The sequence below is a fragment of the Rhizobium mongolense subsp. loessense genome, from assembly GCF_900099775.1.
GTDB lineage: Bacteria > Pseudomonadota > Alphaproteobacteria > Rhizobiales > Rhizobiaceae > Rhizobium > Rhizobium loessense.
Window position 1 is genome coordinate 1 of the sequence record NZ_FMTM01000015.1, and the last position, 17,991, is coordinate 17,991.

Consider the following 17,991-nt stretch of genomic DNA (forward strand, 5'->3'; position numbering starts at 1 on the left):
GCCATCAGCGTCTTCGTATAAGGGTGCTGCGGGTTGGCGAAGATGGCAGCACGCGGGCCGATCTCGACGATCTCACCGAGATACATGACCGCAACACGGTGGCTGACGCGTTCGACGACGGCCATGTCATGCGAGATGAACAGGAAGGCGAGGTTGAGGCTCTGCTGCAGGTCCAGCATCAGATTGATGACCTGCGCCTTGATCGAGACGTCGAGCGCCGAGACGCTTTCATCGGCGACGATCACCTTCGGATCGAGCGCCAGCGCCCGGGCAATGCAGATGCGCTGACGCTGACCACCGGAGAACTCGTGCGGAAAGCGCGACGCCATATCGGCTGAAAGGCCGACCTTTTCCAGAAGGTCGGCAGCCTTCTCTTTGGCCTGCTTTGCCGTTCCCATTTTGTGTTCAAAATAAGGCTCGGCGATCGCCGCACCGACGCGGATTCGCGGATTGAGGCTGGCGAACGGATCCTGAAAAATCATTTGCACGGTCTTGCGCATCTCGCGCATTCCGTTCTTGTCGAGTGCCAGAACGTCCCTGCCCTCGGCCTTCACTGAGCCGCTTTGCGGTTCGATCAGCCGCATGATGGCGCGGCCGGTCGTCGACTTTCCGCATCCGGATTCGCCGACCAATGACAGCGTCTCACCGGCAAAGAGATCGAAGGAAACATTTTCAACGGCATGCACGCGTCCGCTCAAGCGGCCGAAGAGACCAGAGTGGATATCAAAGCGCTTGGTGAGGTTCCGCACCTCCAAGACAGGCCTTGCCGAAGCAGCAACCGTGTCGCCGACTTCCACCGGAACGTCGCATTCGCCCGTTGCTGCATTGACGACGGGAAAACGCAGCGGCCTTTCGTGTCCCTGCATTGAGCCCAGCACCGGCACGGCCGAAAGCAGCGCGCGCGTGTAGGGGTGACGGCCGCGATGGAAAATGTCGGCCGTCGCGCCCGTTTCAACCTGCTCGCCGCGATACATCACCACAGTTCTGTCGGCTATTTCGGCGACGACGCCCATGTCGTGGGTGATGAAGAGAACAGAGGTTCCTTCCTCCTCCTGCAGCATCTTGATGAGATCGAGGATTTGCCCCTGGATGGTGACGTCGAGCGCCGTAGTCGGTTCGTCGGCAATCAGCAGCTTCGGTTTGGAGGCAAGCGCCATGGCGATCATCACACGTTGGCGCATGCCTCCGGAAAAACGGTGCGGATATTCGTCGAAACGCGAGGCGGCGGAGGAAATGCGGACCTTTTCCAGAAGCCGGATCACTTCGCCTCGCGCTTCGGTCTTCGACATGGGCGAATGGCAAAGCAGCGCTTCGGAAATCTGGTCGCCGATCGTAAAGAGCGGATTGAGGCTCGTCATCGGCTCCTGAAAGATCATCGAGACGTCATTGCCGCGCACCTGCCGCATGGCACTTTCCCGAAGTGCCAGCAGATTGCGGTCTCCAAGCATGATCTTGCCTTCGATCCGGCTCGTATCGGGCTGCAGCAGCCGCATGATCGACAGCGACGTGACGCTCTTGCCAGACCCCGACTCGCCGACGATTGCAACCGTTTCGCCCGGCGCCACACGAAAGGAAACATCGCGGACGACAGGCTTCCACTCTCCCTCGACCAGAAACGATGTCGTGAGATTCTCGACGGAGAGAACGGGTTCTACCTGCTGGATCGCCTGCGCCTGAAAGCCTGCCATGTTCGATTCCTCTTGGATGCCTCAAAACCGGGAAGATCAATCCGGCCAGCGCAACACAGCGTCGAACCGGCGCTTGCCGCGGTTTTCGATGGGGGTTGCGATGATCTCGTTGGAGGCGCGCGCCTTGTCCAGTTCTTCGGCCAAGCGGTTTGCAACGATCTTTTCCTGGCCGGGGTGCAGATTGCAGGCGTCGAGATAGAAATACTGATGCTCGACTTCGTGGTCGCGTACGATGATCGGTGGCGTCCCGCGCGCCAGCGCGTCGGCCAAATCCCAGGCGGTGATGTGGGTTTCCTCCGGTTTGAGGATGACCCGCAGGCGATCAAGCGGATTCTTGGTCGGATCGGGTTCGAGCAGCGCAGTTACGCCGGGGCGGTCGTCCAGCATCTGCTTCCAGAGATTGAGGTAGCCGGTTTCGCGCTCGCGAATGCCGGCGTGGTCACGCTTTTCCCAAGCCTCCAGGGCGGCCATGACGCCGAAAATGCTCTCCTTGCCGACCTTCATGCCGCGGCCGATGCCCATGTTCTGCAGGAAGGCGTTGCGCACCAGGTCCTTCTTGCCGGCGACGATGCCGGACGTCGGACCGCCGAGGAATTTGTGGCCGGAATAGAGCGCGATATCTGCGCCCTGCTCCAGAAAAACACGCAGGTCATACTCCGACGCCGCATCGACGATGACCGGCACGCCCTTGGCGTGGGCGATCTCGACGAATTCCTTGAGGTTCAGAAGGCCATAGTCGACGACGTGGTGGGACACGACGTAGACGACCGCAGCCGTCCTTTCGGTGATTGCATTTTCCATGTGAAAACGATGGGTCGATGTCGCCTGACCGATCAGCACCGCCTTGGCGCCTGCAAGGCGGATCGCCTGATCGACGGGTGCGCCATAGCTCACAACATGGCCCATCTGCACCAGAACCTCGTTCTTTTCTGGCGTTACGTCCGGGAGTTTCTCGATCGCCAACAGGTCGTTACCGGTGATAGCACCTGCGACGGCCAGGGAAATGCCCGCGGAGCAGGATGCCGTCACGAAACCGGCTTCCGCACCCGTCAACCGCGCAATGACGGCGCTGGCCTTGCGCTGCAGATCGTTGATTTCGACAAATTGCGGCAGGATCGACGACATGGCCGCGATTGCCTCGGGGACGACGATTGATGCGCCGAGGCTGGTCATCGTGCCGGAAACGTTGATGACCGGACGAAGGCCGATCGACGCGCGAATGTCATCAGACATATGTATCTCCAGATTGAATGGCGAGATGGCGATTGTTGCAGCTTGTATCGTCGACCGCTATCCCATAGTAATGTAATAGACTCATGCCCGCATACGAGGAGCGTGGAATTGGACGGCAAGACATCATCAGTAGTTTACTCCGAAAACGAGGCACCTGTTGACGAACCCGGCGGTAAGGGCGCACGTCGCTCGCGGGTGAGCGGTATCGACCGCGCGCTGCAGGTCATTGATCACCTTTACGAAACCGGCTCTCCGACGGGAGTCTATGCAATCGCTAAGGCTGTGAAGGCGCCTCTCTCGACGGTCTACGTCATCGTTGATGATCTGGTCGAAAAGAACATGCTGACGCGCAATGGCGACGGCACGATCTGGCTCGGTCCGCGGCTCTACCATTACGGCCTTGCCTATGCCCGCTCGCTCGATTTCATGAGCGTCGCGACGCATGAGATGCACGATCTTTGCCGCCAGGTGGGCGAAACCGTTCAGGTTTGCGGCCGCGACGGCGACTATATGCTCGTGCTTGCCATGGCCGACGGCCCGAGCCATTTCCAGGTCGCTTCGCGTGTCGGCACACGCGTCCCGCTGAACTGGACCGCATCGGGCCGCCTGCTTGTCGGCCACCTGCCGCAAGAAGAGCGCATCGAACTTTTCAAGCGCTGCGCCAAATCCTCGCCGACCGGCCGCGCCGAGATGGACCCCGGCGTGCTTTCCGCCTCGGCGGCTGCGGCGTTTCAGTCCCGCCTGTCGATCCAGGCTGGCGAGTCCGACTATGCGGTCGCCTGCATCGCTTCGCCGATCTGCGACAGAGATGGCCAATGCGTCGCGACCATTTCCATTGTCCTTCCAGAACAGAAGGCTTTTTCCGACGAGAACCACTATACCGCGCACGTGCGGACATCGGCCGAACGCATCGAAAAGATCATGGGCTGGCGCAACCACTAGGCTTTCCCTCTTCAATCACGCAAGGCGATGATCGCCTCGATTTCGACTGTGATGTTACCCGGCAGCGAGCCGAAGCCAACCGCCGAACGGGCATGACTGCCGGTGTCTTTTCCAAAAACGTCGACGAAGAGATCCGAGCATCCATTGATAACGCTTGGATGGTCTGCAAACTGGGGTACGGCGTTGACCATGCCGAGCAGCTTCACGACGCGCTTTACCCGGGAAAGATCGCCAAGCGCATCGTGCATGACGGCGAGAAGATTGATGCCGGTGAGCCGCGCATGTCTATAGGCATCCTCGACGCCGATTTCAGCGCCGACCTTGCCAGAATAAAGAAAGCCATCGGCCTCGCGCGGCCCCTGACCGGAGAGGTAGAGAATATTACCCTCCAGCACATGGGTCACGAAATGGGCGATCGGCGGCGGCGCGGGGGGAAGCTCTATACCGAGCGCGGCAAGCCTTTCATAAGGCGAGCTTGCCGGCTTGGCGTTGGCTGGAGACATGTTCACGCAAACTCCTGTCATGCGGATTTCTGTTTTGGCTTTTAGCGGTAGGAATAACCGTGGCTGTGGCGCACGAGCCTGCGGGCACGCGGAATGTAACGGCTTGCGGCAATCGCCTCGTTGCCGATCACCGCATAGCGAGGCTCGAACAGCTTCTTAAGAACAGAAACGTCGCCGTTGGAATCGGTCGCTTCGACATCGGAATCGACGAGATCGAAGACCGTGAAATCGGCGCGCTGTCCGACGGCAAGCCGGTTTTCCATCGAAAGCTTGATGACGGAGGCAGGCGCATGCGTGACCGCTGCCACCACCTTGTCGAAAGGCATGCCAACGCAAAGCAGCTTCGACATGGTCGTCGCCAGATCCCAAACCGGAAAATTCATCGAATGGCCATGCAGGTCCGTCGAGATCGAGAAGGGCAAGAGGCCGCGCTTGATTGCGGCTTCCGCGACCTTGAAGGAGAAGGAGGCGCCGCCATGGCCGATGTCGAGGCGGATGCCCTCGCCCGCGCAACGCTGCGCGAGGTCGAAAAGGTCCTCGTCTTCCATGATGCTCGAACCGGCCTTGCCGTTGAAGCAATGGGTGATGACGTCGCCGGGACCCAGGATCTCCAGCACTTCATCATAAAGAGCCGGTGGCTCGCCGACATGCACCATCATCGGAACCTTGAGAATCTTGGAGATCTTCTTGCCGAGCTTTACCGGCGTCACACCCCACGAGCCGGTGATGACGTGGCTGGCGCGCACCTTGATGCCGACGATGTGCTCGCTGTTTTCAGCATAGCATTCAAGGATGCGGTCAAGATCAATATCGCGGATGTCCCGCAATTCAGCGACGCGGTTGCAGGCGACGAGACCGATCGAACCGAGGTTCAGGAAGGCTTTTATGCGCTCGCGCGATGGCTCGATGATATATTCGCGGAAACCGTGGAAATTGGCCTCACCGGCAGAACCCGCATCGACCAGCGTGGTTACGCCGCGCTCGGCACCGCATTCGGACGGACGGACCGAGATATCGGTGCCACCATGCCAGATATGGACGTGGAGATCGACCCAGCCCGGTGAAATCCAGGCCCCCTTGCCATCGACGCAGATCATCTCGTGAGAGACTGAAAGCTGCGGACCGACCTGTGCGATCCGGCCGTTGCCGTCGATGAGGATGTCAACTGCATTGCCTGCGACTTCAGCACCAAAGGCCATAGGCTTCACATTGGTGAGGAGGAGCGGCTCGCGCGCTTGTTCCCCGGTCATTCAAAGGTCCTTTCGAAGTTTTGGATCGAGCATGTCGCGCAGCCCGTCGCCGACCATCTGCAGTGAGAGCACGGAAAGAACGATGGCGACGCCCGGAAACAGCGTCATCCAATCGGCCTGGCCGATATACTGCCGCCCGGCGGCGATCATCGTTCCCCAGGTCGGAATTTCGGGGCTGACGCCAAGGCCGAGGAAGGAAAGGCCGGCTTCAGCCAGCATGGCGCTGGCAAAGAGGAAGGTGCCTTGCACGAGGATCGGCGAAAGCAGATTGCGCAGGACATGCCGGGTCATGATGTGGAAGGTTGAAATCCCGAGTGCTTGCGCGGCCTCGACATAGGGCAGTTCGCGGATGACCAGCGTCGATGCACGGACAATGCGTGCAAGGCGTGGCGAATAGACGATCGACAACGCTATGATGACCGTGGTTAGCGACGGTCCAAGGGCGGCGACCAACGCGATGGCCAACAGAATGTCCGGAAAGGCCATCATCGCGTCGATCAGCCGGGCGATTGGCGTGTCGAATTGCTTGAAGAAGCCCGCAAGCAGACCGAGGCTCACCCCGATCAGCGCCGAAAGCACGACGACGGCAGCGCCGACGAGCAGTGACAGGCGCCCAGCAAAGATCGTTCGCGAGAAGACGTCGCGGCCGAATTCATCCGTTCCAAAGAAGAAGATTCCGCTCGGCGGCTTCAGCCGGTTGACGATCGAAAGCTTGGAGGGCGAATATGGAGTGACCCATGGAGCAAGGATTGCCAAGAGCACGAAGATCGTGAGGATGAGCATGCCGAAGGCAACGGTCTTGCGCTTCAGGAAACGCCGGAGAAACTTGCTGCCCTCGCTTAAGGCGGGCCGCGTTGAAATATCCGTCATCAGTAGCGCACCCTCGGATCGACCAAAAGATAGAGCATGTCGATCGCAAAATTGATCAGCACGTAAAGGGCTGCAACGATGAGCAGCGCTCCTTGGATGACCGGGTAATCGCGACGAAGGACCGCCGAGACGACCAGATTGCCGACACCTGGAAGGCCGAAGACCGTTTCGGTCACGACCGCGCCTGAAATCAACACCGCCGCAGTCAACCCGATAACGGTCAGGATCGGGATCAGCGCGTTCTTGAGCGCGTGCTTGAGGATCACCCGGCGTTCGATCAGGCCTTTGGCGCGTGCCGTGCGGATATAGTCGTCGCCGAGCACGTCAAGCATCGAAGCACGTGTGAAACGCAAGATCAGCGCCGAGGAAACAATACCGAGCGCAAAGGCTGGCAATGTCAGGTGATACATGCGCCCAAAGAAATTCGCGCCCGGACCGCCATAGCCCGAAACCGGAAAGAAGTTGAAGCGCGCGGCGAAGAACTGCATCAGAATCAGGCCGAGCCAAAAACTCGGAATGCTTGCCGCAAACATTGCAAGCGTCGTGGCCGCCTGATCGACGAAGGAACCGCGGCGATAGGCGGCATAAATACCGATCGGCAGCGCGATGACGCAGGCAATCGCCAGCGAGAACACCGTCAGGAAAAACGTCGGCTCGGCGCGGTCTAGAAGGGCTGCGGTGACCGGCATGTTCAAGAAGATCGATTGCCCGAGGTCGCCTCTCAGGAGCTGGCTGATGTAATAGACATATTGCACCAGGAGCGACTGATCGAGCCCGAGACGACCGCGAAGCTCGGCGATATCCTGAGGCGTTGCATCTGGCCCCAGCATGACGGCTGCCGGATCACCTGGCGTCACGCGCACGATGACAAAGACAATCGTGACGACGAGGAACATCACAACGATCATGCCGAAGAGGCGCTGAAGAATGTAACGGATCATTGAAATGTGGTCCCTATGCCCAGCCGGGCACCGTGGAAGAGAGACACCGGCCGGCGACCGGCATCCCGAGGATCAGTCGTCACTTCTTGATCGAAGCGTTCCAGAAATACGGCCACGGAGCCGGATCGACACCTTCGAGCTTGTTCGATTCCGCCGAGACGGCGTTGAAGTCGCCGATCTTCATGAATGGCGCATCGTCATAGATCGCCTTTTGGACATTGGCCCAGAGTTCGATGCGCTTGGCAGAATCGACTTCAGAGGTGAAGGCATCGACGGCTGCCTTGCGGGCAGGCGTATCCCACCACCCCGGCGAACTGGTCGAGAGCGAGCCGATCAGCGCCGGCTCCGGCAGGAACGGGCTGTGGCTGATATAAATGTCCCAGAGCTTCGGATCGGCGCGGCGCTGCGTCAGGGTCGCCCAATCGACGACCTGCATGTCGACGGTAAAGCCCGCGAGCTTCAGATACTCCGCTGCAACCTGCGCCATCTTGTAGTGGAATTCGTACTGACGGCTGGTGAGGATACGCAGCGGTTCGCCGTTGTAGCCCGTGTTCTTTAAGGCTTCGGCAGCCTCTTCGGGCTTTGCAATATTGTAATTGCCTTCAACGCCGGCATCGGTGTGCCAGGAATAGGCTTCCGGATAGATATCGCCGTCCAGCGTGTAGAAATCGGTGCTGCCGAAGGCAGCGGCCAGCATGTCCTCCATGCTGAGGGCCTGGCGGATAGCCTTGCGGACCTCGATGTTCTTTGCAATGCCCTCCTTGGTGTTGAAGACGAAGACCGGATAGCCGAAGGGCTTGAGGATGATCGGCTGCGAGGCCGTCGATGCCTTCAGCTTGTCGAAGGATTCGACCGGGATGGAATCGACATAGTCATACTGGCCGGAGACGGCAGCCTCGACGCGGGTGTTCGGATCCGGCACCGGAACGAAACGGATTTCATCGAGATACTGGTGACGCGCGCCGCCATAGCCGTCGCTCTCGCCATCACGTGACTTGTAGCCGCTAAAGCGAACGAGCTGAATATACTGGTCGGCCTTGCGCTCCTTCAGCATGTAGGGACCGGTTCCGATGAATTCCTTCATCGGCTCGTCCTGCTTGTCGGAAGGGATGATGATTGCAGCGGAATTGTTGAAGGCAAGCAGAGAGGTCAGCGGCGCATAGGGCTGTCTCAGGGTGATCTTGACGGTTGCCGGATCGACTGCAGCGATCGCTTCGATGAAGCCTGCAGCCTGCTTGCCGCGCGAAGCGATCTTTGTCCAGCGGGTGAGCGATGCGACGACATCTTCCGACGTCATGTCGCTGTTGTCATGGAACTTGATGCCGGTGCGCAGCTTGATCGTGTAGCTTTTGCCGTCCCCGCTGATATCGGGCAGGCTTTCGGCCAGAAGCGGTGTGACGTTCCACTTCTTGTCGAAGGTATAGAGTGTCTCGAAGATGTGCTGTGTGACGATCCCGACGAGGTCGGCAGTCGAGGACATCGGATCAAGCGTCGGCGGCTCGCCGATCGTCGCGACATTGATGATACCGCCTTTTTCCTGCGCCATCAGGGTGGTCGGCAAGGAGGCGAGTGCCGTGCCGAGAAGGACTGCGACTAGAGTCTTCATTTCATGCTCCCGGTTTGTTGTTCCATAGTTATGTTATATAAGTCTTTATAATAGAATATCGGCCATAGTGGTCCTGTCAACCGGGAATGTGGACCTATGCGCAGAAATCAGAAGGCGCGCTAAGGGCTGGTGCTGCGCGCCGTCGTAAGCCGGGCTGACCTATCGGTCGAACAGGCGGTATTTGATCCGCTCGATATGATCCGGATCGGCGATCGCCTCGATCGTGGCGATCTTCTCGCCATCGAAACCGATTTTGACGACGATGCGCAGTTGATCCTGGATGCGAACGATGAAACCGAGGCCGCCGTCTACGAAAGCCGGCAGCGCGCCGCGCGCCCTCCCGTCGAATGTCGTTGCAACCGCCTGCGCGCCACGCAGTGCGCCGGCATGTCCGAAACGAGCGGCCGTCGCGTCAGGCGCGAAGACAACATCGGGATGAAGAACAGCAAGCAACGCCTGGAAATTGCCGTCGCGCGAGGCGGCGAGGAACGCCCGGACGACCTCTTTCTTGTGCTCGATGCCGGCCTCGGGCGCCTCGGTCGTCCCCTGCACGCGGCGGCGGGCACGGCTTGCGAGCTGGCGGGTTGCTTCCGGTGTGCGGCCGATGACCGGCGCAATCTCGTCAAAGGGCAGATCGAACATGTCATGCAGGACAAAGGCGACACGCTCTGCCGGCGCAAGCTGTTCCAGCACGACGAGCAGCGCGACGCCGATGGAGTCCGCCAGCACGATCTCCCGCTCGGGGTCGGCGGACTTCGCGGTATCGGCGATCTTTTCGTGCACCGGCGGATCGAGCGGTTCTTCGCGCCGGGATTTCCTGGAGCGCAGCATATCGAGGCAGATGCGCGCCACGACCGTCGTCAGCCAGCCGCCGAGATTGCCAACCTCGCTGGTGTCCGAGCGGCCGAACCTGAGCCATGCCTCCTGCACCGCATCCTCCGCCTCCGCACGCGAGCCGAGCATGCGGTAGGCGACAGTCTTCAGATGCGCGCGGTTGGCCTCGAATTCGTCCGCCAGAAGTTTTTTCTCGTCCATCGGTCACATTCCTTCATCGCGTTACGTCACCACCATGACGAACGAATTCCGGCCGATGTGACAGACAAGCGGCCGGCGGCGTCATTCGTTGAAACATCGCAGGAGACATATCATGCAATCGAGAATGGGAAATCCGGCCGTCGTCATCCCCGAAGCCATGCAGGCGCTGCTCGCTTTCGGGAATATTGCTCAAAAGTGCGGCCTTTCGCCAAAGCTGCTCGAGCTCGTCAACCTGCGCGCCAGCCAGATCAACGGCTGCGGCGTCTGCGTCGACGGTCATCCGCGCATCGCCCGCAGGCTCGGAGAGACCGATGAACGCCTCTTTGCCGTTTCCGCCTGGCGTGAGACGCCTTACTTCAGCCCGGCAGAACGCGCGGCCCTGGCGCTGACCGAAGCCGTCACCCGCGTCAGCGACCGCGCCGATCCGGTGCCGGACGAAATCTGGGACGAGGCGGCACGCCATTACGACGCCAAGAGCCTTGCGGCCCTCGTGATCGCCATCGCCAACATTAATGTCTGGAATCGGCTGAACGTCGCGACGCGCCAGATCGCCGGCGATTGGAAGCCCTGAGGCTTTCCTGTGGCCGCCGCTGTCGTCGCGGCGGCCCCAACGCCCTGGGAGGCCTAGATGATACCGCCGCCGCCAGCCACTGAAGCCGGACGTTCGGCGGAAACCTTTTTCCTGTAGCCGCTGGCGCGATAAGCAGCGACCGGATCAATGGCGCCGCCGGCGCGTCGACGCGCTTCGGCGAGGATCGGCTCGACGTCGGTGCGATACGCGCGCTTCAGCGTTTCCGCAGCCATCAGCGCATCATTTTCATTCTGATGGCAAGACAGCGCCTCGCGATCGACGATCAGGGCCTGCGCATAGGCGCGGCGGATTTCGTTTGCGCTATTGATAAGGCTTTCGATCGGGTCTGTGACATTATGCGACTGATCGATCATGTGAGCCGGATGGAAGCCCTTCACCCCGCGATACTCGGCGTCGACCAGTTCATTGAAGACGAGGAACAGACGGTAAGGCTCGATTGCACCGGCATCGAGGTCATCGTCACCATATTTCGAATCGTTGAAGTGGAAACCACCAAGCTTGCCAAACTGAATCAGCCTGGCCACGATCATCTCGATGTTGGTGTTCGGGGCATGATGACCGAGATCGACGAGGCACTGGGCTTTCGGCCCGAGTGTCTGCGCGATCAGATAGTTGGTGCCCCAGTCCTGCACGACGGTCGAATAGAAGGACGGCTCGTACATCTTGTGCTCGGAAAACAGCCGCCAGTCGTCGGGCAGCCCCTTGTAGATCTCCGCCATCGCTGCAAGATAGCGCTCGAAAGCCTTGGTAAAATTGCTCTGGCCAGGGAAATTCGAGCCGTCGCCGATCCAGACCGTCAGCGCTTTTGAGCCGAGCGCCTTGCCGATCTCGATGCATTCCAGATTGTGCTCGATGGCCTGCTGTCGCGTCGCGGCGTCCGTATGGCTGAGCGAGCCATATTTATAAGAGCGCTCCTGACCCGGCGCGTCCGAGAACGTGTTGGAATTCATTGCATCGAAGCTAAGGCCGAGCGCATCGCCTTTGGCCCTCAACTCACCGGCATCAGCCTTATCCCAGGGGATGTGCAGCGAAACGGTCGGCGTTGCCTGCGTCAGCTGATGAATGACGGCGCAGTCGTCCAGCTTGTCAAAGATGCCACGCGGTTCGCCGCTTCCGGGAAAGCGGGCAAAGCGCGTACCACCCGTACCGACGCCCCAAGAAGGAACAGCCACGAAGAATGCTGCGACCTTCGTCGTAATGGCGTCGATATCAACGCCGCGGCGTCCAAGATTTGCGCCGAGCGCGTCGTAATCGGCCTTGAGAGCCGCCGCGCGCTTGGCATTTTCCTCGGCAATCAGATGCTGCGCAATCTTAAACTCGGCCATCAAATCCTCCCTGAAAACGCGAACCATAGGCCCTGTTCTGCGTTGTATTGCTTTATCTCTCAGCCACCAAAGAGGCGCTAGTGGACGTTATCCGCATCCTTCTCGCGATCATCCTGCCGCCACTCGGTGTCTTCCTGCAGGTCGGGCTCGGCCTGCATTTCTGGCTCAATATCCTACTGACGCTTTGCGGCTACCTGCCCGGGATCATCCACGCCATTTGGGTGATCCTCCGGAAGTAGATCCTAGCGCGGGAAGCTCTGGGCGTTGCCGGCATCCACGTTGATGATGTTGCCGGTGGATTTCGCCGAAAGATCCGACGCGAGGAAATAGATCGCCTCGGCGATATCTTCGGGAAAGACGTTGAGCTTCAGCATCGAGCGCTTGCGGTAGTGTTCCTCCAGGTCGTCGACTTCGATCTTCGAAGAAGCCGCACGCTGTTCGCGCCACTCGCCGTTCCAGATCTTCGAGCCGCGCAGCACCGCATCCGGATTCACGGTGTTCACGCGAATGCCTGCTTCTGCCCCCTCCAGCGCCAGGCAACGGGCCAAATGGATCTCCGCAGCCTTCGCTGTGCAATAGGCAGCCGCATTCGGCGAGGAGGCAAGGCCGTTCTTGGAGGCGACGAAGACCACGTTGCCGCCGAGGTTCTGACGGCGGAACAGGCGGAAGGCTTCGCGCGAAACCAGGAAATAGCCGGTCGTCAGAATATCGATATTCTTATTCCACATCGAAAGCTCGGTGTTTTCGATGGGCGCTGAAGACGCAATACCGGCGTTCGAAACGAGTATGTCGATGCCGCCGAACTCGACGCAGGATTCGGCAAAGGACGAGACCACGGCATCTTCCTTGGTGACGTCGAGCTTCACGCTGCGTACCGCATCGGCACCGTACGTCTTCACAAAATCGGCTTGCGTCGCCTCCAGTGCCGGCTGATCGATATCGGCAAGCACCACGCAGGCACCCTCGCCTACCAGACGGGCCGCCGTCGCACGGCCGATACCGCCGGCACCGCCTGTGACAAAGGCCACCTTGCCGGCAAGGCTCTTCGGCTTCGGCATGCGCTGCAGCTTTGCCTCTTCCAAGAGCCAGTATTCAATATCGAAGGCTTCCTGTTCAGGCAGACCCTGATATTCGGAGACCGTCGAGGAACCGCGCATCACGTTGATGGCGTTGACGTAAAATTCGCTCGCGATGCGGGCCGTTGCCTTGTCGCGGGCAAAGGACAGCATGCCGACGCCGGGGATGAGGAAAATGACCGGATTGGCATCTCGCATCGCCGGTGAATTGCCGTGCTTGCAGTCATTGTAATAGCGCGCGTAATCGACACGATAGTCTTCCAGCGCCTTGTCGAGACCGGCAACGATCGCCCCTACGTCCGGTTTTGCCGGGTCGAAGTCGAGGATCAGTGGGCGGATCTTGGTACGCAGGAAGTGGTCCGGGCAGCTGGTACCAAGCGCGCCGAGCGAGCGGAGATCCTTCGAGTTGACAAATTCGAGTACGCCTTCCTGATCGTCGAAATGGCCAAGCTTGCGCTCCTGCTTGCCGATCCGCCCGCGGATTTCCGGCATCAGGCGGGCAGCGATGGCCCGGCGTTCAGCCACCGGCAGGCTTTGGGTCGCCTGGCCGCCGAAGATCTTCTTGCCTTCGGTCTGCTGGGCGAACCATTCGATGGCCTTGTTGATAATGGCGAGCGTCAGCTCGTAGCAGGCCCTGGCGTCGTTCGCCCAGGTGAAAAGGCCGTGGCTCTCGAGGACGACACCCTTGGCATCCGGGTTCGCCTTGACGAATGCTTCAAGATCGAGACCGAGCTGGAAGCCGGGGCGGCGCCAGGGCAGCCAGCCGATTTCCTCGCCAAAGACCTGCTTCGTCAGTTCCCTGGAATTCTTGGCTGCAGCGATCGCGATGATGGCGTCCGGATGCATGTGGTCGACATGCGTGAAGGGCACAAATCCATGCAGCGGCGTGTCGATCGAGGCGGCGCGGGAATTCAGATTGAAGGTGCAATGCGGCAAAAAGCCGACCATGCGATCTTCGTCTTCGACGCCCTTATAAATGCTCTTAAGCGAATCAAGCTTGTCCTGATAAAGCGTCGCAAAGCCGTCGAGCTTAATGGTCCCGACATCGCCGCCAGAGCCCTTGACCCAAAGAACCTTGACCTTCTCGCCGGTCAGTGGATCCGTTTCCATCACCTTCGCCGAAGTATTGCCACCGCCGTAATTGGTGATGCGCTTGTCAGCGCCAAGGAGGTTCGAGCGGTAAAGCAGCTTGCCGGGTTCATCGAGCCCTGCTGCGTAAGAATCATCCCAACGGTTCTCAAGAAGCCGGACGGTGGCCGCCATGTCATCCTCCCTTGTGTGTCTTAGGCGCAGCCGAAAGCCACGCTGTATCCTGTGATGATATCGCTCATCAAAATGCATATTGTCAATCAAAAACCATCAAAAACAATTATTGTGCAGCGCAGTATGAGATTTTTTGATCGTTTTTGATTGACAGCTTTTAACGGATACGAAATAAATACGGACAGGGGAGGAGCCAAATGCACGAACGCGAACGCCATCGCATCATCCTGAGCGCTGTCCAGGAAAAGTCGGTCGTCACGATCCAGGATATTGCTGAGCTCACCGAAGCTTCCGAGGCCACGATCCGGCGTGACATCGCGGCTCTCCATGTGCAGGGCAAGATCCGGCGGGTGCGCGGCGGCGCAGAAGCCGTCCATCCGCCGCAGCTCGGCAATCTTGCGGGGCGTCCCTTCAGAGTTTCAGAATCAGTCAATATCGATAAAAAACGCGCAATTGCGCGTGCCGCCGTGGATCTGTGCGACCCGGGCGATGCGATCATCATCAATGGCGGCACGACGACGTTTCAGATGGTCCACTTCATGTCGGCGCACCGCATGCAGGTCATGACCAATTCGTTCGCGATCGCCGAACATCTGGTAAAACATTCCAAGAATACGGTGACGGTGCCGGGCGGTGTGATCTACCGTGAACAGAGCCTCATTCTGTCGCCCTTCGACAACGACGCCATCCGCAATTTCTATGCACGCCGCTTTTTCATCGGAGCCCAGGGCGTCGGCCCGCTCGGCATCATGGAAGCCGACGCGCAGATCATTCAAAGCGAACAGAAGCTGATGCATCAGGCCGACGAACTCGTCGTGATGGTCGATTCCAGCAAATTCCGCCGTCGGTCGAGCCTCATTCTGTGCCCGCTCGACCGTGTTTCGGCGATCATCACCGACGACGGCATTCAGGAAGATTCCGTCAGGATGATCGAGGATGCAGGCATCAAGCTCGTCGTCGCGAGCGCTGGCCTGCAATCGGCAAAGGAGGATTCCTCGTCGGTCGCCTGAGAGCGCCGGCCAGGTGTAGTTAGTCTCAATCAACGTGGGAGGATGAAAGCATGAAACTCGCAAAGAAGCTCGCGGTGGGCGTTGCACTCGCCGTCGCCATGCTGGCAGGCACGGCCAGTGCTGCCGACATGAAGATCGGCCTCGTCGTCAAGTCACTCGGCAACGGATTTTTCGACGCGGCCAACAAGGGCGCCCAGGAAGCCGCCAAGGAGCTCGGCGGCGTCGAAGTGATCTATACCGGCCCGACCTCGACGACGGCCGAAGGCCAGATTGAAGTCATCAATTCGCTGATCGCACAGGGCGTCGATGCCATCGCGATTTCGGCGAACGACCCGGACGCAGTCGTTCCGGCTTTGAAGAAGGCGACCCAGCGCGGCATCAAGGTCATTTCCTGGGATTCCGGTGTTGCTCCTGAAGGCCGCATCCTGCAGCTCAACCCGTCGTCCAACGAACTGATCGGCAAGATGTGCCTGACCCTTGCGAAAAATCACCTCGACGGCGGCAAGGGTGATTTCGCGATCCTTTCGGCAACGACCACCTCGACGAACCAGAACATCTGGATCGATCAGATGAAGAAGCAGCTCAAGGACTTCCCCGGCCTGAACCTCGTCACCACCGTTTACGGCGACGACCTTTCCGACAAGTCCTACCGCGAAGCCGAAGGCCTCTTGAAGTCCAACCCGAATGTGAAGGTCATCGTCGCTCCGACGACGGTCGGCGTTCTGGCGGCATCCAAGGTCGTCGAAGACAAGGGCCTCGTCGGTAAGGTCTATGTCACGGGTCTCGGCCTGCCGTCCGAAATGGCCGGTGCGATCAAGTCGGGCGCCACGAAGGAATTCGCCATCTGGAACCCGATCGACCTCGGCTATTCGGCCGCGCAGATCGCCTATCGCCTCGTCAAGGGTGAAACTGACGGCAAACCGGGCAGCGAGATTGAAACCGGGCGTATGGGCAAGATCAAGGTTGGCGACAACGGCGAGGCCGCCATGGCAGATCCCTTCGTCTATAACGCTTCAAATATCGACCAGTTCTCCAAGGTCTTCTGATCTGAACCATCACGCATAAAGCCCGGCGGCCTTGGGCCGCCGGGATTTCTCATTCGACACCGGTAAGGCGCTGATGAACACTGCCCTTCAACAACCCGCCGCGGACCGCAAGGCCGCAGATGCGCCCGCCATCCTCGAAATGCGAGGCATTTCGCAGATCTTTCCCGGCGTAAAGGCGCTCGACAAGGTCAGCATCGCACTCTACCCCGGCAAAGTGACCGCGCTGATCGGCGAAAACGGCGCAGGCAAGTCCACTCTCGTCAAGATCCTGACCGGCATCTACAGGCCGAACGAAGGCGAGATCATCGTCGACGGCCAGCCCGTCACCTTCGCCAGCGCGCAGGCCGCAATCGATGCGGGCGTCACTGCCATCCATCAGGAAACTGTTCTCTTCGACGAATTGACGGTTGCCGAAAACATCTTCCTCGGCCATGCGCCGCGCACAAAATTCCGCACCATCGACTGGAAGGCGATGAACAGCCGCTCGAAAGAGCTGTTGACTTCACTCGAAAGCAGCATCGATCCGACAATCCGGCTGAAGGACCTCTCGATCGCACAACGTCATCTGGTGGCAATTGCCCGCGCGCTTTCGATCGAGGCCCGTATCGTCATCATGGATGAGCCGACGGCTGCCCTTTCGCGCAAGGAGATCGACGATCTCTTCCGCATCGTTCAGGGCCTGAAGGAAAAGGGCAAGGCGATCCTTTTCATAAGCCACAAGTTCGACGAACTTTACGAGATTGCCGACAACTTCGTCGTCTTCCGCGACGGCCGCGCTGTCGGAAACGGCAGGCTGAAGGAAACGCCGCAGGACGCGATCGTGAAGCTCATGGTCGGCCGCGATGTCGAGAACGTGTTTCCGAAGTTTCCGGTAGAGATCGGCGGCCCCGTTCTCGAAGTCCAGGATTACTGTCACCGGACGGAGTTCCGCGATATTTCCTTCACGCTTCGCAAAGGCGAGATCCTCGGCGTCTATGGCCTGATCGGCGCTGGACGCTCGGAACTCTGCCAGTCGCTTTTCGGCATCACCAAGCCGCTCTCCGGCAGGCTCATGCTCGACGGCAAGAAAATTTCGATGGCATCGCCGCTCGACGCCATCCGTGCCGGCATTGTGTATGTGCCGGAAGAGCGCGGCCGCCACGGCCTGGCACTGCCAATGCCGATCTATCAGAACATGACGCTGCCTTCACTGGCGCGCACCTCGCGCAAGGGCTTCCTGAAGGCTGCCAACGAATTTGCGCTCGCCCGCAAATACGCCGAGCGGCTGGACCTTCGCGCAGCCGCACTGTCCGTCCCCGTCGGCACGCTGTCTGGCGGCAACCAGCAGAAAGTCGTCATCGGAAAATGGCTGGCGACGCAGCCCAAGGTCATTATCCTCGATGAGCCCACCAAGGGCATCGATATCGGTTCCAAGGCGGCGGTCCACGGCTTCATCAGCGAGCTTGCCGCCGAAGGGCTCTCGATCATCATGATCTCCTCCGAACTGCCGGAAATCATCGGCATGTCGGACCGTGTCCTGGTGATGAAAGAGGGGTTGTCGGTCGGTCTGTTTGAGCGCGCAGAGCTTTCGCCAGAGACACTGGTGCGCGCAGCGACCGGAAATGCATGAGG

General features: G+C 59.7%; 16 protein-coding genes. 6 read left to right on the top strand and 10 right to left on the bottom strand.

Annotated elements, in window-relative coordinates; translation table 11 throughout:
- A partial coding sequence (locus BLP23_RS29170; protein WP_092588215.1) for an ABC transporter ATP-binding protein occupies positions 1–1,688 on the bottom strand: 1,688 nt, incomplete at its 3' end.
- A gap of 36 nt (positions 1,689–1,724) precedes the next feature.
- Positions 1,725–2,921 (bottom strand): aminotransferase class V-fold PLP-dependent enzyme, encoded by a 1,197-nt coding sequence (locus BLP23_RS29175; protein ID WP_092588216.1) that lies wholly within the window; start codon positions 2,919–2,921, stop codon positions 1,725–1,727.
- 102 nt (positions 2,922–3,023) lie between these two features.
- On the opposite strand from BLP23_RS29175, the gene BLP23_RS29180 reads away from it, so the two are divergent.
- Positions 3,024–3,863, top strand: coding sequence for an IclR family transcriptional regulator (locus BLP23_RS29180; protein ID WP_092588217.1), 840 nt, complete (start codon positions 3,024–3,026; stop codon positions 3,861–3,863).
- 11 nt (positions 3,864–3,874) lie between these two features.
- Here the strand turns inward: BLP23_RS29180 and BLP23_RS29185 are convergent, their stop codons facing one another.
- The 6 genes from BLP23_RS29185 to BLP23_RS29210 form a co-directional block, all read right to left on the bottom strand.
- Positions 3,875–4,387: a RidA family protein gene (locus BLP23_RS29185; RefSeq protein ID WP_092588218.1), complete on the bottom strand. Its 513-nt coding sequence runs from the start codon at positions 4,385–4,387 to the stop codon at positions 3,875–3,877.
- A gap of 20 nt (positions 4,388–4,407) precedes the next feature.
- On the bottom strand, positions 4,408–5,616 hold the full coding sequence (locus BLP23_RS29190; protein ID WP_092588219.1) for an amidohydrolase/deacetylase family metallohydrolase: 1,209 nt from the start codon (positions 5,614–5,616) through the stop codon (positions 4,408–4,410).
- On the bottom strand, positions 5,617–6,486 hold the full coding sequence (locus BLP23_RS29195) for an ABC transporter permease (protein ID WP_092588220.1): 870 nt from the start codon (positions 6,484–6,486) through the stop codon (positions 5,617–5,619).
- Positions 6,486–7,427, bottom strand: a complete 942-nt coding sequence (locus BLP23_RS29200) for an ABC transporter permease (RefSeq protein ID WP_167364028.1) — start codon at positions 7,425–7,427, stop codon at positions 6,486–6,488. The genes BLP23_RS29195 and BLP23_RS29200 overlap by 1 nt, the downstream gene beginning before the upstream one ends.
- Positions 7,428–7,506: 79 nt before the next feature.
- Positions 7,507–9,033: an ABC transporter substrate-binding protein gene (locus tag BLP23_RS29205; protein WP_092588221.1), complete on the bottom strand. Its 1,527-nt coding sequence runs from the start codon at positions 9,031–9,033 to the stop codon at positions 7,507–7,509.
- 159 nt (positions 9,034–9,192) lie between these two features.
- The gene (locus tag BLP23_RS29210) at positions 9,193–10,068 is read right to left on the bottom strand and encodes a sigma-70 family RNA polymerase sigma factor (RefSeq protein ID WP_092588222.1); all 876 of its coding nucleotides are present in this window, start codon (positions 10,066–10,068) and stop codon (positions 9,193–9,195) included.
- A gap of 112 nt (positions 10,069–10,180) precedes the next feature.
- Here BLP23_RS29210 and BLP23_RS29215 point away from each other — a divergent pair, with 112 nt between their 5' ends.
- The gene (locus tag BLP23_RS29215; RefSeq protein ID WP_092588223.1) at positions 10,181–10,639 is read left to right on the top strand and encodes a carboxymuconolactone decarboxylase family protein; all 459 of its coding nucleotides are present in this window, start codon (positions 10,181–10,183) and stop codon (positions 10,637–10,639) included.
- Positions 10,640–10,692: 53 nt separating this feature from the next.
- On the opposite strand, the gene rhaI is transcribed toward BLP23_RS29215, so the two are convergent.
- Entirely contained in the window at positions 10,693–11,985 is a 1,293-nt protein-coding gene (rhaI, locus tag BLP23_RS29220) for an L-rhamnose catabolism isomerase (RefSeq protein ID WP_092588224.1), read from the bottom strand.
- A gap of 80 nt (positions 11,986–12,065) precedes the next feature.
- Between rhaI and BLP23_RS29225 the strand changes: the two genes are divergently transcribed.
- On the top strand, positions 12,066–12,224 hold the full coding sequence (locus BLP23_RS29225) for a YqaE/Pmp3 family membrane protein (protein WP_074064766.1): 159 nt from the start codon (positions 12,066–12,068) through the stop codon (positions 12,222–12,224).
- A 3-nt stretch (positions 12,225–12,227) separates the two neighbouring features.
- On the opposite strand, the gene BLP23_RS29230 is transcribed toward BLP23_RS29225, so the two are convergent.
- Positions 12,228–14,324, bottom strand: coding sequence for a bifunctional rhamnulose-1-phosphate aldolase/short-chain dehydrogenase (locus tag BLP23_RS29230; RefSeq protein WP_092588225.1), 2,097 nt, complete (start codon positions 14,322–14,324; stop codon positions 12,228–12,230).
- 197 nt (positions 14,325–14,521) lie between these two features.
- On the opposite strand from BLP23_RS29230, the gene BLP23_RS29235 reads away from it, so the two are divergent.
- The 3 genes from BLP23_RS29235 to BLP23_RS29245 all read left to right on the top strand — a co-directional run bounded on the left by BLP23_RS29235 (position 14,522) and on the right by BLP23_RS29245 (position 17,989).
- Positions 14,522–15,334: a DeoR/GlpR family DNA-binding transcription regulator gene (locus BLP23_RS29235; RefSeq protein WP_092588226.1), complete on the top strand. Its 813-nt coding sequence runs from the start codon at positions 14,522–14,524 to the stop codon at positions 15,332–15,334.
- Positions 15,335–15,384: 50 nt separating this feature from the next.
- Positions 15,385–16,380 (top strand): rhamnose ABC transporter substrate-binding protein, encoded by a 996-nt coding sequence (gene rhaS, locus BLP23_RS29240; protein ID WP_092588227.1) that lies wholly within the window; start codon positions 15,385–15,387, stop codon positions 16,378–16,380.
- A 73-nt stretch (positions 16,381–16,453) separates the two neighbouring features.
- On the top strand, positions 16,454–17,989 hold the full coding sequence (locus BLP23_RS29245) for a sugar ABC transporter ATP-binding protein (RefSeq protein ID WP_092588308.1): 1,536 nt from the start codon (positions 16,454–16,456) through the stop codon (positions 17,987–17,989).
- Positions 17,990–17,991: the final 2 nt, after the last annotated feature.

Coding starts and splice junctions, on each gene's coding strand:
- BLP23_RS29175 (WP_092588216.1), bottom strand. CDS start 2,921: ATGTCTGATGACATTCGCGCGTCGATCGGCCTTCGTCCGGTCATCAAC.
- BLP23_RS29185 (WP_092588218.1), bottom strand. CDS start 4,387: ATGACAGGAGTTTGCGTGAACATGTCTCCAGCCAACGCCAAGCCGGCA.
- BLP23_RS29190 (WP_092588219.1), bottom strand. CDS start 5,616: ATGACCGGGGAACAAGCGCGCGAGCCGCTCCTCCTCACCAATGTGAAG.
- BLP23_RS29195 (WP_092588220.1), bottom strand. CDS start 6,486: ATGACGGATATTTCAACGCGGCCCGCCTTAAGCGAGGGCAGCAAGTTT.
- BLP23_RS29200 (WP_167364028.1), bottom strand. CDS start 7,427: ATGATCCGTTACATTCTTCAGCGCCTCTTCGGCATGATCGTTGTGATG.
- BLP23_RS29205 (WP_092588221.1), bottom strand. CDS start 9,033: ATGAAGACTCTAGTCGCAGTCCTTCTCGGCACGGCACTCGCCTCCTTG.
- BLP23_RS29210 (WP_092588222.1), bottom strand. CDS start 10,068: ATGGACGAGAAAAAACTTCTGGCGGACGAATTCGAGGCCAACCGCGCG.
- BLP23_RS29215 (WP_092588223.1), top strand. CDS start 10,181: ATGCAATCGAGAATGGGAAATCCGGCCGTCGTCATCCCCGAAGCCATG.
- rhaI (WP_092588224.1), bottom strand. CDS start 11,985: ATGGCCGAGTTTAAGATTGCGCAGCATCTGATTGCCGAGGAAAATGCC.
- BLP23_RS29230 (WP_092588225.1), bottom strand. CDS start 14,324: ATGGCGGCCACCGTCCGGCTTCTTGAGAACCGTTGGGATGATTCTTAC.
- BLP23_RS29235 (WP_092588226.1), top strand. CDS start 14,522: ATGCACGAACGCGAACGCCATCGCATCATCCTGAGCGCTGTCCAGGAA.
- rhaS (WP_092588227.1), top strand. CDS start 15,385: ATGAAACTCGCAAAGAAGCTCGCGGTGGGCGTTGCACTCGCCGTCGCC.
- BLP23_RS29245 (WP_092588308.1), top strand. CDS start 16,454: ATGAACACTGCCCTTCAACAACCCGCCGCGGACCGCAAGGCCGCAGAT.